The sequence below is a fragment of the Streptomyces sp. SID9727 genome, assembly GCF_010550605.1.
Taxonomy (GTDB): domain Bacteria; phylum Actinomycetota; class Actinomycetes; order Streptomycetales; family Streptomycetaceae; genus Streptomyces.
This window is the reverse complement of sequence record NZ_JAAGNI010000106.1, coordinates 100205-115846: the sequence shown is the minus strand read 5'-3', so window position 1 is coordinate 115846 and position 15642 is coordinate 100205. Positions and strand designations below refer to the sequence as shown.

Sequence of the window (15642 nt, the reverse complement as noted above, 5' to 3'; positions counted from 1 at the left end):
CGGGAACGTGAGCGGAAAAAGCACGAGCAGCGACAGCGGCAACACCCACGCCCTCTCCCGGCGGCGGCTTCTCGGCACCGCAGGCGCCGCCGGGGCGACCGGGTTGGTCCTCGGGGCGACCGGCGGCGCCACCGGCTACGCCGCGACCCGTGACGACGCACCGGCCGCGCTGACCACGGTCGGCTCCACCGAGGTGATGTTTCACGGGAAACATCAACCGGGGATCACTACTCCGCTTCACGCATCCGGCCACCTGATCGCCTTCGACCTCGCCCCCGGGGCCGGGCGGAAGCAGGCCGCCGCCCTGATGCGCCGGTGGTCCGCGCTGGCGCGGCGGCTGATGGCCGGCGAACCCGTCGAGGGCGCGGCGGACGGCCCCGGGCACGACACCGGTGTCGCGCTGGACGCGGGCCCGTCCTCGCTCACCGTCACCTTCGGCTTCGGCGCGACCTTCTTCGAACGCACGGGCCTCACCGCGCACCGCCCGCCGGGGCTCGACCCGCTTCCGCCGTTCTCCTCCGACCACCTCGACGCCGACCGGTCCCATGGAGACCTGTGGGTCCAGATCGGCGCCGACGACGCCCTCGTCGCCTTCCACGCGCTGCGGGCCGTCCAGAAGGAGGCCGCCTCGACGGCAACCGTGCGCTGGCAGATGAACGGCTTCAACCGCACACCGGGCGCCACCGCCAAGCCGATGACGGCCCGCAACCTGATGGGCCAGATCGACGGCACGGGCAACCCGAAGCCCACGGACGACGACTTCGACAAGCGCCTGTTCGTCCCCGGCGGCCAGGGCCCGGCGTACGACTGGCTCGCGGGCGGCTCCTACGCGGTGGTCCGGCGGATCCGCATGCTCCTGGACGACTGGGAGAAGCTTCCGGTGGAACGTCAGGAGCGGGTCATCGGCCGGCGCAAGGCGGACGGCGCCCCGCTCAGCGGCGGCACCGAGACCACCGCGATGGACCTCGACAAGGCGGGCCCGGACGGCAAGCTTCTGATCCCGGACAACGCGCACGCCCGGATCTCGTCGCCCGAGCGCAACAGCGGCGCGGCAATGCTGCGCCGGCCGTTCTCGTACCACGACGGGATCGCCCCGGACGGCACCCCGGACGCCGGGCTGCTGTTCATCTGCTGGCAGGCCGACCCGCTGCGCGGGTTCGTCCCGGTGCAGCGCAAGCTGGACCGGGGGGACGCGCTCTCCCCCTTCATCCGCCACGAGGCGAGCGGGCTGTACGCGGTGCCGGGCGGGGCGGCGCCCGGTGAGTACGTGGGGCAGCGGCTTCTGGAGTCCTGAGCCGCGGCAGGCCCGCCCATCCGGGCCTGCCGCGGCCTCCCCGCGCATTAGGGTGACGGTATGTCCGCCACGCGCTACGCCTATCTCGGCCCTGAAGGCACCTTCACCGAGGTCGCCCTCCGTACGCTCCCGGAAGCCGCCACCCGCGAACTCGTTCCGATGGTCTCCGTACCGGCGGCGCTGGACGCGGTGCGCAACGGAACGGCCGCCGCGGCGCTCGTACCGATCGAGAACTCCGTCGAAGGCGGCATCACCACCACCCTCGACCAGCTCACCAGCGGCGAGCCCTTGATGATCTACCGCGAGGTGCTGCTCTCCATCACCTTCGCGCTGCTCGTGCGGCCCGGCACCGAACTGTCCGACATCAAGACGGTCACCGCTCACCCGGCCGCGCAGCCGCAGGTACGCAACTGGTTGGCCGCCCATCTCCCGCAGGCGGTATGGGAGTCGGCGGCGTCCAACGCGGACGGCGCGCGGCTCGTGCAGGAGGGCCGCTACGACGCGGCCTTCGCGGGAGAGTTCGCGGCGGAGAGGTACGGGCTCGAACCGCTGGTGACCGAGATCCACGACGCGGAGAACGCGCAGACCCGCTTCGTGCTCGTGGGGCGTCCGGCCCGGCCCTCCGCGCCGACCGGTGCGGACAAGACCTCCGTGGTGATCTGGCTGGGCGACGACCACCCCGGCGCCCTGCTCGAACTGCTCCAGGAGTTCGCGGTGCGCGGGGTGAACCTGATGCTGATCCAGTCACGGCCCACCGGGGCCGGCATCGGCAACTACTGCTTCGCCGTGGATGCGGAGGGCCATATCTCCGACCGCCGGGTCGGCGAGGCCCTGATGGGGCTCAAGCGCGTTTGTCCGAATGTGCGCTTCCTCGGTTCCTACCCGCGGGCCGATGTGGCTCCGGAGGATGTACGCCCGTTGCGTGCGGGCACGTCCGACGCTGAGTTCACCGAGGCGTCCGACTGGCTGGCACGCAGCCAGGACGGTCGGCCCTGATCAAGCCCTGGACCCGTCGGGTCCGGGGCCGCCGCCTGTCCACAGGGCCGGTGAGATCAGAGGATTGTCTGCGCCGGGGAAAGTTATCCACAGGCGGGAGAGTGCGCCTGGGGACAAGTCGACACCACAATCCGACATGGTCGACAAACCGACATGGGCCACTCACACCTATCCACAGGGCACTTGTTCGCCCCGTGTCAGCCCAATTCCACTGATCAACTCTTTAGAGCTAGCAATTCCCACCCGAACGAGCGCGTGAAACGGGTTTGAACCTTGAATCCACGCGTTTTCATCAGGCTCCCGGAATGATCTCCCCCGCATCCACAGACTTCCCCCACAGCCTGTGGATAACTTCAACGGACCGGCCACTCCTGTGGAAAAGCGTCGCCCAACTACCCCACCACGCACGCCTCGTGACCCACTCGCCCCACAATGCCAAATACTCGCAATTCGGGCAAAGCGCCACGCTTGTTCCTATCGGTTCAAGTGGGCGAAGCCGACACCGGTAGCCTGGAGGAGTGATTGACCTTCGCCTGATTCGTGAGGACCCCGACCGTGTTCGCGCCTCCCAGCGCAACCGGGGAGAGGACGTCGCACTCGTCGATGCCCTGCTCTCCGCCGACGAACGGCGCAGGTCGTCCGGGACCGCTTTCGATGAACTCCGTTCCGAGCAGAAGTCGCTCGGCAAACTCATCCCCAAGGCTTCGCCCGAAGAGCGCACCGAACTCCTGACCCGCGCCGAGCAGCTCAAGGCCGACGTCAAGGCGGCCGACGCCGCCCAGGACGAGGCCGACGCGGAGACCAGGAACCTGCTTCTGCGGCTCGGCAACCTCGTCCACCCGGACGTGCCGATCGGCGGCGAGGAGGACTTCGTCGTCCTGGAGACGCACGGGACGATCCGCGACTTCGGCGCCGAGGGATTCGAGCCCAAGGACCACCTGGAGCTCGGCGAGGCGCTCGGCGCGATCGACATGGAGCGCGGCGCCAAGGTGTCCGGCTCGCGCTTCTACTACCTCACGGGCGTCGGCGCGCTGCTGGAGCTCGCCCTCGTCAACGCGGCGATCGCCCAGGCCACCGAGGCCGGTTTCACTCCGATGCTGACCCCGACCCTCGTCCGCCCCCGTGCCATGGAGGGCACCGGCTTCCTCGGCCAGGCCGCGGAGGACGTCTACCACCTGGACAAGGACGACCAGTATCTGGTCGGCACCTCCGAGGTACCGCTCGCCGCGTACCACATGGACGAGATCATCGACGCGGAGAAGCTGCCGCTGCGTTACGCCGGCTACTCCTCCTGCTACCGCCGCGAGGCGGGGACGTACGGCAAGGACACCCGCGGCATCTTCCGGGTGCACCAGTTCACCAAGGTCGAGATGTTCTCGTACGTCGACCCCGCGGAGGCGGAGGCCGAGCACCTGCGCCTCCTGGACTGGGAAAAGCAGTGGCTCACCGGCCTCGAACTGCCCTTCCAGGTCATCGACGTCGCCAGCGGCGACCTGGGGGCCTCGGCCACCAGGAAGTACGACTGCGAGGCGTGGATCCCGACCCAGGGCAAGTACCGCGAGCTCACGTCGGCGTCCAATTGCGGCGAGTTCCAGGCGCGAAGGCTCTCGGTCCGGATGCGGGACAACCGCGACGGCAAGAAGGTCATGCGACCGCCGGCCACGCTGAACGGCACGCTCTGCGCCGTCCCCCGGACCATCGTGGCGATCCTGGAGAACCACCAGCTGGCCGACGGCTCGGTGCGGGTGCCCGAGGTGCTCCGTCCCTACCTGGGCGGGCGCGAGATTCTGGAGCCGGTCGCCAAGTGACCTTCCCCTACAAGCTCGTCGCGACCGACCTCGACGGCACCCTCCTGCGCGACGACGAAACGGTCTCCGCGCGGACACGCGAGGCCCTGAAGGCCGCCGCCGGTGCCGGTGCGGCGCACATCGTCGTCACCGGCCGCGCCGTCCCGTGGACCCGGCACATCCTGGACGACCTCGGCTACGAAGGGCTGGCCGTCTGCGCGCAGGGCGCCCAGGTCTACCACGCGGGTGAACGCAGGCTGCTCACCTCGCTCACCCTGGACCGGCAGCTCGCCGGGCTCGCGCTCTCCAAGGTCGAGGCCGAGGTCGGCCCGCTGGCGCTGGCCGCGAGCCGCGACGGGCTCGACGGCGAGGTGCTGGTCGGGCCGGGTTACCGCGTCCAGGAGGGACCGCGTCCGGCCGTCTTCGTCCAGGACCCGGCCGAGATGTGGGCCGCGCCGCTGAACAAGGTGTACATACAGCACCCGGATCTGGATGACGACGCACTGGCCAAGGCCGCGCGGGCGGCGGTCGGGAATCTGGTGGACGTGGTCATGGCGGGGGCGGGGGTCGTCGAGATCCTGCCCCTGGGACTGAGCAAGGCCACCGGCCTCTCGCTCGCCGCCCGCCGGCTGGGCGTGAAGGCCGCGGACACGATCGCCTTCGGTGACATGCCCAACGACATCCCCATGTTCGCCTGGGCCCGGCACGGCGTGGCCATGGCCAACGCCCACGCCGATCTGAAGGCCGTCGCTCAGGAGACGACCACGTCGAACGAGGACGACGGGATCGCGGTGGTGCTGGAGCGGCTGCTGCGGGAGTCGTAGGCGGCCGCCCTCTGCGTGGGGCTCAGGGACCGGGGCACCGCCTCGGTCCCTGAGCCTTTCCACGCCTGCCTGGTCGGATCAGCGCTTGTTGCGGCGGTTCAGCTCCTTCAGGTTGCGCGCCAGGGCGTCCACGCGGTCGTCGAGCCGGACGACGTCCTCCGAGACCCCGCTGAGCTTCACACTCATGGCACCGACGACCTGGTGGGTGGCCTCCAGCCTCCGGTCGAGGCTGTCCAGCCGGTGCGACATCCGGCTGAGGACCGGGCCCAGCTCCTGGAGCGCGGTGCCCACGCCGGCCAGGTGGCTCTCGACCCGGGTGACGCGGTGTTCGAGCGATGCGTACCCCGCACGCAGGTCCTGCTCGGCGTCGAGCAGATACGTACGCACGCATCGGGCGACGTCGCTGTCGCGAAGAAGCATGGCGACGTTGAGCACGGTCCGGCGGGTGTAGAGGCGGAGCTGAGTGGCTGCCTGTGGATAACTTCCGGCGCCTTCTCCTGCCCATAGGGACATCATGTCCCTATGGAAGGCCTCCAGGTCAGAGCCTCGAAGCGTCCTTAGCCCGTTCTCCTCCAACTCGACTCGATGGCGGTGGGTCACCTTTTTGACCACCTCTGTGGATACTTCGAAGTAACGAGCCACATCCCCTGTGCGAACGTGAATCCCGTCTGGGAGCATGACAAGGCATTTCACCTTGTCCAGGGCGTCGACACGCCCCATCTGTTCGACGCGCAGCGCGCGCGATTCAAGTAGAGCGACTTCCGTCGGCATGAGCTGCCTTCCGTTCGTGAAAGCTACGCGGAATCGGACAGCCCTCTCCCCGGGCTACAGGGGCGGAGGACGCTCACGGTTGCCACTCACTCGAAGAACCGACCGACGAGGGCTCTCCCCCCACCGCATCGGCCATCTGCACTTTTCACGCACGCTACGACGCCACGGATTCCAGTTGCCTCCACGCATCGTGAACAACGCACCGATAAACGTACAGTTACGCGTAGGACTGTCCGACATGTGACAACCCCCGGTCATGGACCGGGGGTTGTCACATGTCGGACGGCCGTCCGCTCACTCCTCGCCGGCCAGCTTCAGCGTGCGCAGCTTCTGCCCCGCGTACCAGGTCGCCGCGACGGTCACCACGGCGAGCAGGATCGTGGCGAGCGGCAGACCGACGTCCGAGGTGATCGCACCGTTGCCGCCGGTCTTCTCCGCCAGGGCGAGCGACCACTGCTGCACGCTCAGCGTGCGCGCGCCCGGCACCAGACTGCCGAACAGGGCCTCCCACACCAGCGCGTAGACGAGGCCCAGCACGACCGCGTGCCGACTGACCGTGCCCAGCAGCAGGAACAGCGCGCTGTAGGCGATCGAGGCGACCAGGGCGGCGATGGTATAGGCCACCGCGATCTGCTGGCCGTTGCCATTGAGGATCAGGCCCGCGATCATCGTCGGCACCGCCGAGAAGACCATGGTCACCGCGATCGCGACGATCAGCTTGGTGAGGATGATCGTCGGCCGGCTCACCGGCTTGGACAGCAGGTAGACGATCGAGCCGTCATCGATCTCCGGCCCGATGGCGCCCGTGCCGGCGATCACGCCGATCAACGGCACCATGGTGGCGATGGCGAATCCGCCCAGGACGTCCGAGGCCACCTGGTCGTCGGCCCCCGCGAACATCCGTACCGCCACCGCGATGACGATCAGCAGGGCGGGCAGCACGAAGAGGATGGCGGCCCGGCGCCGGCCGAGCAGCGCCCGGTAGGTGAGCCGGGCGACTGTGGGGTCGTACATGACGTCACAGCTCCTTGTCGGCCTCAGGCCGCTACGAGATAGGAAAAGACCGATTCGAGGGACTCGTCGGACGGGGACACGGTCAGCAGACGAATGCCCTGCTCGCGTGCGACCTTGGGCAACAGCGTGGTGAAGCGGGCAAAATCGATCGCCTGAATGCGCAAAGCGTTCTCGCTCAGGTCCACTTCGATCCCCGCTGTCGAAGGATCGGCAATAAGCGCGGCGGCCAGGGCCCGGTCGTCGCTCGACCGTACGAGATAGCGGTGCGGGCGGTCCGTCATCAGCCGGCGGATACGGCGGAAGTCACCGGACGCCGCGTGCCGGCCCGCGACGACGACCTCGATGTGCGAGGCGAGCTGTTCGACCTCTTCGAGGATGTGCGAGGAGAAGAGGACCGTCCGGCCTTCCGCGCCCATCCGCCGCAGCAGGTCCATCAGCTGCATCCGCTGGCGCGGGTCCATCCCGTTGAACGGCTCGTCCAGCAGCAGCACGGACGGGTTGTGGACCAGCGCGGACGCCATCTTCACGCGCTGGCGCATGCCCTTGCTGTACGTCGCGATCTTGCGGTCCTGCGCGTACTCCATCTCGACCGTGGCCAGGGCCGCGGCCGCCTCGGCGGCGCCCAGTCCGTGCAGTTCGGCGTTGGCCACCACGAACTCGCGTCCGGTCAGGAAGTCGTACATCGCCTCGCGCTCCGGGACGATGCCGATCTCCCGGTACACGGCCTCGTTGCGCCAGATCGCCTTCCCGTCCAGCGTGACCGTGCCCGTGGACGGCGCGAGGAACCCGGCCATCATGTTGATCAGGGTCGACTTGCCCGCCCCGTTGGGGCCCAGCAGACCGGTGACACCGGGTCCCACGGTCATGCTGACGTCGTTGACGGCGACCACGTTGCCGAACCAGCGGGAGGTGTGGTCGATCTCGATGGTGGTCACAGCCCGACCTTCCGGTAGCGGCGCATCAGTACGGCGTACGAGCCGGCGACGAGCGCGAGGACAACGAGCAGGTAGACGACACCGGTCCCGGAGCCCGGGCCGTTGCCGCCGGGGAAGGCCGAACTCGCTCCGAGGAACGCGGTCTGCACCCCGTCGACCAGCGTGAGCGGGGAGAACAGCCCCAGCCACGGCACCGCCCCCTCCGAACCCGTCGACCAGGCGATCCCCTGGACGGTCGAAACCGCCCCGTAGGTGATCATCAGCAGCGCGATGACGGCCGCCACGCCGAAGCCGCGACGCGGGGTCAGCGCGGCCATCACGAGGCCGAGTCCGGCGAACAGCACGGAGAGCAGAAGCACGGAAACCATCCCCTGGGCGAACCACTCGGTCTGGTCGCCGAAGTCGAACTTCCCCAGCAGCGCGCCGATGTAGAGGATCACGACCGGCGCCCCGGTGAGCACGAAGACCGCGGAGGCCATGGCGGCGAACTTGGCGAGGACGTAGTCCCCGTGCTCGATCGGCCGCGAGAAGTACAGCGGCACGGTCTTGAACCGCAGGTCCCTGGAGACCGCCTGCGGCGCCTGCGCGGCGATGAACAGGCTGATGACCGGCTGCAGGTAGATCGCGAACGACGTGTACTTGATGGGGAGCCTCGTCGTCCCCGGGGTGGCGATGGCGACAGCCACGATGATCGCCGCCACCATGCACATCACGCCGAACAGCAGCATGGGCAGCACCTTGGACTTGGCCGACCGGCCGAGCCCGAAGGAGCCGCGCAGGGTCTGCGAGTACAGCGAGCGGCGGGCGTACGCGCGCCCGAGCCGCGGGCCGTCGTAGGCGCGGTAGCCGATGTTGTGGATCCGGGAGGTCTCGTTCCCGGTCGCGGCGCCGGTCTCAGTGCTCATCGCGTCCTCCCTCCTTCTGCAGTACGGCTCCGGCCGGCACGGCAGCGGGCCGTTCCTCGTCGCTGCGGAACACCTCGGCGATGTGGTGACGGCGCTGTTCCATCCGTACGAGGCCGAGCCCGAGCCCCGCGACGCTGTCGCGCACGAGGTCGTACGTCTCCTCGCCGGTCGCCTCGACCAGCAGGATGTGACCGGCACCGGGCAGGCCCTGGGTGTCCAGTCCGTCGAGACCGACGAGTGTGACGCCCGCCTCGGTGAGGGAACGGCGCAGGGCGCCCGTTCCGTCGGGATGGACGTCGCTGTCGGTGACCTCGACGGCAAGGGTCGTCGTGGTCTGCGTGAAGTCACTGGTGGAGCTGGAACGCAGCAGCTTTCCGCCGTCGACGACGACGACGTGGTCGCAGGTGCGCTCCAGCTCGCCGAGCAGGTGCGAAGTGACCAGGACCGAGATGCCGAAGTCGCTGTGGATCCGGCGGATCAGGGCGAGCATCTCGTCGCGCCCCACCGGGTCGAGCCCGTTGGTCGGCTCGTCGAGCAGGACCAGCTGGGGGTCGTGCACCAGCGCCTGGGCCAGTTTCACCCGCTGCTTCATACCCGTCGAGTAACCGCCGATGGGGCGGTAGCGCTCCTCGTACAGGCCGACGTGGCGCAGGGTGTCCGCCGTGCGTTCACGGGCGGCGGTCGGTGGCAGACCGGACATGCGCGCCATGTGGACGACGAACTCGGTGGCCGAGACGTCGGGTGGCAGGCAGTCGTGTTCCGGCATGTAGCCGACCCGCTCGCGGATGGCAGGACCGCTGGTCGAGACGTCGAGCCCGAGCACGGCGGCCCTGCCCTCGGTCGCGGGGGACAGACCCAGCAGGATCTTGATCAGCGTGGACTTGCCGGCCCCGTTGGCGCCCACCAGCCCGGTCACACCCGGGCCGATGTCCAGGGTGAGCCGGTCAAGCGCGGTCACCCGGGGGAACCGTTTACTCAGACCTTCGGCAGCGATGACATTCACGGATACGACGGTAGTGGCGCGGACCACAGCAGTCGTCAGACCTGACGGCTGGATCGGCGTCAGACTCGAGTTGTAGGAGACCCGTAAGGGGACCCCACTGAGGACCACGGCCGCCCCCTGCCACCGGCCCTCACGGTCTGCGCGGGGAGTTGTCCACAGACCGCCGACCCCCCTTGACGTTGCCGCCGGTCATTGTCACATTCATCAGTGTCACGTTACGAGCACGTACCGCACACAGCAGCGAACGGACGGTGGCATGGCGTCACGAGGGAAGAGCGAACGGCCCGCGGTCGAGGGGCAGTCCGCGGGGAACGGCGGCCCGCGGCTGCGTGATCTGCCGGGCGCGCGCGAACGCCGGGTGGCCACGGGGGGCATCGAGCTGTGCGTCGTCGAGCTCGGGGACCCGGAGCGCCCGACGATCATGCTGGTACACGGCTACCCGGACAGCAAGGAGGTCTGGACGCAGGTCGCCGCCCGGCTGGCCGACGAGTGGCACGTCGTGCTGTACGACGTACGCGGGCACGGCGGCTCGACGGCTCCGAAGCCCTTGCGCGGCGGTTTCACGCTGGAGAAGCTGACGGACGACTTCCTGGCCGTGGCCGACGCGGTGAGTCCGGACCGCCCGGTCCATGTGGTGGGGCACGACTGGGGTTCGGTCCAGTCCTGGGAGTTCGCCACGGTCAGCCGTACGGAGGGCCGGATCGCGTCCTTCACCTCGATGTCCGGTCCTTCCCTGGACCATTTCGGGCACTGGATCAAGCGCCGGGTGAACCGGCCCACCCCGGGCCGGGTCGGTCAGCTCCTCGGACAGGGTGCCAAATCCTGGTACGTGTACATGCTGCACACCCCGGTCCTGCCCGAGCTGGCCTGGCGCGGGCCACTCGGCAAGCGGTGGCCGGGCATCCTGGAGCGGCTGGAGAAGGTGCCCCCGGGCGACTACCCGACGCCCTCGCTGCCGAATGACGCGGCGCACGGGGCCTGGCTCTACCGGGACAACGTGCGTTCCCGGCTGCGCAGGCCCCGTACCGACGCGTACGCGCACGTGCCGGTGCAGCTGATCACACCGACCGGGGACGTGTTCCTGTCGGAACAGCTCTACGACGACCTCGAGGCCTGGGTCCCGCAGCTGACCCGTCGCTCGCTTCCGGCCAAGCACTGGGTGCCGCGCACCCGCCCGGACCAGCTGGCCTCGTGGATCGCTGAGTTCGCGACGGCCATCGAGTCGGCCCGGACGGCCGGCGTTCCGGTGGAGGCCCGTGCGGACGGGCCCTACGCGGAGTGGTTCGGCGGCCGGCTCGTGCTGGTGACGGGTGCCGCGGGCGGGATAGGGCGCGCCACGGCGCTCGCCTTCGCGCGGGCGGGGGCCAGGGTGGTGGCCGTCGACCGGGATGCCGAAGGGGCCGGGCGGACCGCGGAGTCGGCCCGGGCGACCGGGGCTCCGGAAGCCTGGGCCGAGGCGGTCGACGTGAGCGACGAGCAGGCCATGGAGAAGCTTGCCGCCCGGGTGGCCGATGAGTACGGCGTGGTCGACGTGCTGGTCAACAACGCGGGCATCGGGCTGTCGGGGCCGTTCCTGGAAACGACGGCCGAGGACTGGCGGAACGTTCTCGATGTGAACCTGTGGGGGGTCATCCACGGTTGCCGGCTCTTCGGGCGGCAGATGGCGGAGCGCGGCCAGGGCGGCCACATCGTCAACACCGCGTCGGCGGCGGCCTTCCAGCCGTCCCGTGCCCTCCCCGCGTACAGCACGTCCAAGGCCGCTGTACTGATGCTCAGCGAGTGTCTGCGCGCCGAGCTCGCCGAGAAGTCGATCGGGGTCAGCGCGATCTGCCCCGGGATCGTCAACACCGGCATCACCGACACGGCGCGGTTCGTGGGGACGGACGCGGCGGAGGAGGAGCGGCTGCGAAAGCGTGCCGGCAAGCTCTACGGCGCGCGCAACTACCCGCCGGAAAAGGTGGCGGAGGCGGTTCTCCGCGCGGTCGTTCGCAATCAGGCCGTCGTCCCGGTGACGCCGGAGTCCCATGCCGTACGCCTTCTGTCCCGCGTCGGTCCCGGCGTGCTGCGGGGCATCGCCCGGCTGAAGCCGCCACTGTGAGGCGGGCGGGCGCGGGAGGCTCCGAGGGCGAACGCGGGCAGGAGTCGGAGCGGTTGGCAACCGAGTACCGGATCGAGGATCTCGCGCACGCCAGCGGCGCCACGGTCCGTACGATCCGGGGTTATCAGGACCGCGGCCTGCTGCCTGCCCCGGAGCGACGAGGCCGGGCAAACGTATACGGACCCGACCATCTCTTCCGTCTCCGGCAGATCGCCGGTCTACTGGGCCGGGGCTACACCCTGGTCAGCATCAAGGAGTTACTCGATGCCTGGGACACCGGGCGCGGGCTGGGAGGTGTGCTGGGGCTCGTCGCCGAGGTGCACGGCCCGTGGACCGACGAGCGAGCCGGTCGCATCACCCGCGCCCAACTGATCGCGGCATTCGGGGGAGAAGCCGATGACCGGGCCATTGGCGAGGCGGTCGAGCTCGGTGTACTCGAACGCCTGCCGGGAAGCGACGAGGAGTTCGGCGTGCCGAGCCTCCAGGAGCTGGAGGTCGCGGCGGAGTTGTACGCGGTCGGCGTGCCGCTGACCGCGATCGCGGCACAACTGCGAGAAGTTCGGGGCCAGGTCGGGCAGATGGCCTCCCGATTTCTCGAGTTCACGACCGAGCACGTTTTCGCCCGATACCTGGGCCATCGGCCCACGACCGACGCCGAAGCGGATGACGCGGCGTCGATGGTGCGGCGCCTGAAGCCACTCGCCCAGCAGACCGTGGACGCCGAACTCGCGCGTGCGATGCGGATGTTCGCGACGCGGCACCTGGAGGCGCATCTGGCGTCCGGTGCGCCCGCCGAGGCCGTCCGCGCGGCCGAAAATGAGGTCGCCGTGCAGGTGCCGGCCTCGACAATCCATGCCGTGGAACGGCTGGTTGGATCCAGCGGCGTGGGCGCCTTCATCGCCGCCGCGGCCGAACGAGAGGTGAACAAAAGAATGTTGGACTCGCTCGCCTCATCATGTCGCGAGTAGAGACATATTGCGCAAAACGCCCATTTGCTATGTCCGTTGTCCACAGAGATGCCAATTCGCCTGTGGATAAGTCCAACTGACTGTGGATCAAACCAGCGCACGCACATCGTTCAGGTGAAGCGCGAACGAAATGAGGATGCGCCGAGGACGTGTCGGAGCCACGCTCAAGAGATGAACGAAAGACGCACCGTCAAGGTGTCCAAGTACCTCTCCAAACACCTGCGGCACCAGCCCGAGCGGATCGGACTCACGCTCGACGCCCACGGCTGGGTGCCGATCGAGGAACTGCTGAGCGCGGCGGCTCGCCATCACTTTCCGATCAGCAGGGCGGAGCTCGACCATGTGGTCGCCTCCAACGACAAGCAGCGCTTCGCCGTGGACGCCGACCGTATCCGGGCGAGCCAGGGCCACACCGTGACCGTGGACCTGGGACTGCCGCCGGCCGAACCGCCCGCGTACCTCTACCACGGTACGGTCGGCCGGTCCCTGGACGCGATCCGTGCCGAGGGGCTGCGCCCGATGAACCGTACCCACGTGCATCTCTCGCCCGACCGCGAGACCGCTACCCGCGTGGGGGCCCGGCGCGGACGCCCCGTCGTGCTGTCCGTGGACGCGGGCGCCATGCACCGCGCGGGCCACACGTTCTGGGTCAGCGCCAACGGGGTGTGGCTCACGGATGCGGTGCCCGCCGAGTTCCTGCGCCTGCCGGGCTGAGCCGGGTCCCGAGAGCCCCGGACCCCAGGGCGACCGTCAGCCGGCCAGCTGGGCCGCGCCCCGCGTCGCGATCTCCTCGAACAGCTTCTCGTCCGGCACCGCCGCGTCGAACCCCGGTCCGTCGGCGGGCACCGGCGCGTGGATGACGATCTCCGAGAACCCCAGCTCCGCGTGCCTGCCCGCGAAGTCCACGAACGCGTCGACGGAGTCGAAGGGCCGGCTCCCGCCCGCGGCGAGGCCCGGGTTGAACTCCGGCGTGAACCCGGTGAGCAGGATCTTCTCCAGCTCGGCCACGTCCCGCCCGGTCTCCGCGCACGCGCGCCCCAGCCCGTCCATTTGCCGGCCGAGGGCCTCGGCCGACTGCGCGCCGCTGCCCGCCTCGTACAGCTTCGGGTCCCCCGTGGTCACCCACGCCTGACCGTGGCGCGCGGCCAGCGCCAGACCGCGCGGACCCGTGGCGGCGACGGCGAAGGGCACCCGGGGCCGCTGCACACAGCCGGGAAGGTTCCGTGCCTCGGTGGCCGCGTAGAACTCCCCCTCGTACGACTTGTCGGCCGGCTCGCGCAACAGGGCGTCCAGCAGCGTGACGAACTCCCCGAAGCGGTCGGCGCGCTGCCGCGGCGTCCACGGGACCTCGCCGCTCCTCAGCAGGGTCGTCGCGTCGAAGCCGTTGCCGCCCGCGCCGATACCGAGGGTGATCCGGCCCGCCGAGATGTCGTCGAGCGAGATCAGCTCCTTGGCCAGGGTGACCGGGTGGCGGAAGTTCGGCGAGCCCAAGCCTTGCTCAGACCATCGGTGCCATGCCCCGCCCCAAGCACCGAGAGCCGACCGTCACCCCAGGTGAACCGGCCGCCCTGTACTGCCGAATATCCCAGGCCGACGATGACGGCCAGACCGGCGTCGACCGGCAGGAACGTATCTGCCGGGAGATCGCCGAACGCCGTGGTCTGGCCATCGACCCCACCCACGTCTTCGTTGACAACAGCCGCTCCGCCTGGCGCCGCGACCGCAAGCGACCCGGCTGGGACCAGCTCCTCGAACACGCCCGGCGTCGCGAGTTCCGGCACATCATCGCGTACCACCCCGACCGGCTCATGCGGCAGCCGCGCGACCTGGAGGAGCTGCTCCAGGTCTCCGACGAGCAGGAGATCGTGCTGCACGGCGAGGCGAACCGCCGGAACCTCTCCGACCCCGACGACCGCTTCATCCTCCGCATCGAGGTCGCCCACGCCTGCCGCTCCTCCGACGACACCTCCCGGCGCCTGAAATCCGCGCTCGCGGAGCGGGCCGAGACCGGCATGCCGCACTCGGGCAAGCGGCGGTTCGGGTACGAACCCGACGGCATGACCGTCAGGGAGGACGAGGCCGAGATCGTCCGCGAGGTCTTCGACTGCTACCTCAAGGGCCAGAGCCCGGTCGCCATCGCCTTGGTCCTCCACAAACGCGGCATCCGGACCGTGTACGGCAAGGAGTGGACCCAGGGCACCGTCCGGGCGCTGCTCGACTCCCGCCACGTCGCCGGCATCCGCATGCACCAGGGCGAGGAGGTCGGCGCTGGGAAGTGGCCCGCCATCATCGACGCCGGCACCTGGGCCGAGGTCCGCGCCCGCCGCGAGTACCGGTCCGCGATCCACCAGACCAACCTGGAACTGCGCCGCTTCTACCTGCTGCGCGGCCTGGTCATGTGCAGGCGCTGCGGCACCCTCATGTCCGGCACCAAGGTCGGGGCGGTGCCCTCGTACCTGTGCACGCGCAAGAGCCGTAACGACGAGAAGAAGTGCGTCCGCCGCATCGCCGCTGTGAAGCTGGAGGAGTTCGTCACCGAGGCCGCGATCGACCTGCTCGGCCGCCTCGCCGTCTCCGGCCGGCTCTCCTCCGCCACACCCACGAACGCCCTGACCGAGGCGGTGGAGGCGGACCAGCGGCAGCTCGCCGAACTCAACCAGATGTGGACCGCCAAGGAGATCTCCACGGCGGAGTACCGGGCGATGCGCAAGGGCATCACCGACCGAATCGCCAAGGCCCAGAAGCGGATGGCCGTACGTCCGGTGAAGCTGCTCGACGGACTTACGGGTCCGGGGGCCAGGGCGGCCTGGGAGGCCGACGAGATGACGGACGAGCGGCGCAACGCGGTGCTCCGCTTCCTCTTCGCCGGCGTGGTCATAGACGCGTCCGGCAAGCCGAGCGGAGTCTTCGACTGGGACCGCATCGACATCGAACAGAACCAGCTCTGAGGGCCGGGCAGGCTCGGGCGGGGGCGGATTATCCACGAGATCGCCGGTTCACCCAACCGGCGATCCTCCGGAAACTTAAGGGCGTCGCGTTCGGACGGC

Annotated in this window: 14 protein-coding genes; 8 read left to right on the top strand and 6 right to left on the bottom strand. The window is 69.6% G+C overall.

Going from position 1 to position 15642, the window contains the following annotated elements:
* Positions 1 to 7 precede the first annotated feature (7 nt).
* From efeB to G3I41_RS06510, 4 genes are all read left to right on the top strand, one after another.
* Entirely contained in the window at positions 8 to 1294 is a 1287-nt protein-coding gene (efeB, locus tag G3I41_RS06525; protein WP_343242071.1) for an iron uptake transporter deferrochelatase/peroxidase subunit, read from the top strand.
* 60 nt (positions 1295 to 1354) lie between these two features.
* Positions 1355 to 2290, top strand: a complete 936-nt coding sequence (pheA, locus tag G3I41_RS06520; protein ID WP_164399331.1) for a prephenate dehydratase — start codon at positions 1355 to 1357, stop codon at positions 2288 to 2290.
* Positions 2291 to 2808: 518 nt separating this feature from the next.
* The gene (gene serS / locus G3I41_RS06515; RefSeq protein ID WP_164399330.1) at positions 2809 to 4098 is read left to right on the top strand and encodes a serine--tRNA ligase; all 1290 of its coding nucleotides are present in this window, start codon (positions 2809 to 2811) and stop codon (positions 4096 to 4098) included.
* Positions 4095 to 4901: an HAD family hydrolase gene (locus tag G3I41_RS06510; RefSeq protein ID WP_164399329.1), complete on the top strand. Its 807-nt coding sequence runs from the start codon at positions 4095 to 4097 to the stop codon at positions 4899 to 4901. Before serS ends, G3I41_RS06510 begins: the two co-directional genes overlap by 4 nt.
* A gap of 78 nt (positions 4902 to 4979) precedes the next feature.
* On the opposite strand, the gene G3I41_RS06505 is transcribed toward G3I41_RS06510, so the two are convergent.
* From G3I41_RS06505 to G3I41_RS06485, 5 genes are all read right to left on the bottom strand, one after another.
* Positions 4980 to 5672 (bottom strand): DUF1664 domain-containing protein, encoded by a 693-nt coding sequence (locus G3I41_RS06505; protein WP_164399328.1) that lies wholly within the window; start codon positions 5670 to 5672, stop codon positions 4980 to 4982.
* 294 nt (positions 5673 to 5966) lie between these two features.
* Entirely contained in the window at positions 5967 to 6686 is a 720-nt protein-coding gene (locus G3I41_RS06500; protein WP_164399327.1) for an ABC transporter permease, read from the bottom strand.
* Between the two features lie 23 nt (positions 6687 to 6709).
* Positions 6710 to 7621, bottom strand: a complete 912-nt coding sequence (locus G3I41_RS06495) for an ATP-binding cassette domain-containing protein (RefSeq protein WP_164399326.1) — start codon at positions 7619 to 7621, stop codon at positions 6710 to 6712.
* On the bottom strand, positions 7618 to 8526 hold the full coding sequence (locus G3I41_RS06490) for an ABC transporter permease (protein ID WP_164399325.1): 909 nt from the start codon (positions 8524 to 8526) through the stop codon (positions 7618 to 7620). The genes G3I41_RS06495 and G3I41_RS06490 overlap by 4 nt, the downstream gene beginning before the upstream one ends.
* Positions 8516 to 9484, bottom strand: coding sequence for an ABC transporter ATP-binding protein (locus G3I41_RS06485; RefSeq protein ID WP_164399324.1), 969 nt, complete (start codon positions 9482 to 9484; stop codon positions 8516 to 8518). The genes G3I41_RS06490 and G3I41_RS06485 overlap by 11 nt, the downstream gene beginning before the upstream one ends.
* Before the next feature lie 370 nt (positions 9485 to 9854).
* Here G3I41_RS06485 and G3I41_RS06480 point away from each other — a divergent pair, with 370 nt between their 5' ends.
* The 3 genes from G3I41_RS06480 (at position 9855) to G3I41_RS06470 (ending at position 13309) form a co-directional block, all read left to right on the top strand.
* Positions 9855 to 11627 (top strand): SDR family oxidoreductase, encoded by a 1773-nt coding sequence (locus G3I41_RS06480; protein WP_164399352.1) that lies wholly within the window; start codon positions 9855 to 9857, stop codon positions 11625 to 11627.
* A 53-nt stretch (positions 11628 to 11680) separates the two neighbouring features.
* Positions 11681 to 12595 carry a MerR family transcriptional regulator gene (locus G3I41_RS06475; RefSeq protein WP_164399323.1) on the top strand — a complete coding sequence of 305 codons (915 nt, stop codon included), beginning with the start codon at positions 11681 to 11683 and terminating at the stop codon, positions 12593 to 12595.
* Positions 12596 to 12766: 171 nt separating this feature from the next.
* Entirely contained in the window at positions 12767 to 13309 is a 543-nt protein-coding gene (locus G3I41_RS06470; protein ID WP_164399322.1) for an RNA 2'-phosphotransferase, read from the top strand.
* A 36-nt stretch (positions 13310 to 13345) separates the two neighbouring features.
* On the opposite strand, the gene G3I41_RS06465 is transcribed toward G3I41_RS06470, so the two are convergent.
* On the bottom strand, positions 13346 to 14086 hold the full coding sequence (locus G3I41_RS06465) for an LLM class flavin-dependent oxidoreductase (protein WP_239081502.1): 741 nt from the start codon (positions 14084 to 14086) through the stop codon (positions 13346 to 13348).
* A 23-nt stretch (positions 14087 to 14109) separates the two neighbouring features.
* On the opposite strand from G3I41_RS06465, the gene G3I41_RS06460 reads away from it, so the two are divergent.
* Positions 14110 to 15543, top strand: coding sequence for a recombinase family protein (locus G3I41_RS06460; RefSeq protein WP_164399321.1), 1434 nt, complete (start codon positions 14110 to 14112; stop codon positions 15541 to 15543).
* Positions 15544 to 15642: the final 99 nt, after the last annotated feature.

What these genes read in the sequence shown, in the direction of transcription:
- pheA (WP_164399331.1), top strand. Translation starts at nt 1,355, where the DNA reads ATGTCCGCCACGCGCTACGCCTATCTCGGCCCTGAAGGCACCTTCACC.
- G3I41_RS06505 (WP_164399328.1), bottom strand. Translation starts at nt 5,672, where the DNA reads ATGCCGACGGAAGTCGCTCTACTTGAATCGCGCGCGCTGCGCGTCGAA.
- G3I41_RS06500 (WP_164399327.1), bottom strand. Translation starts at nt 6,686, where the DNA reads ATGTACGACCCCACAGTCGCCCGGCTCACCTACCGGGCGCTGCTCGGC.
- G3I41_RS06490 (WP_164399325.1), bottom strand. Translation starts at nt 8,526, where the DNA reads ATGAGCACTGAGACCGGCGCCGCGACCGGGAACGAGACCTCCCGGATC.
- G3I41_RS06470 (WP_164399322.1), top strand. Translation starts at nt 12,767, where the DNA reads ATGAACGAAAGACGCACCGTCAAGGTGTCCAAGTACCTCTCCAAACAC.
- G3I41_RS06460 (WP_164399321.1), top strand. Translation starts at nt 14,110, where the DNA reads ATGCCCCGCCCCAAGCACCGAGAGCCGACCGTCACCCCAGGTGAACCG.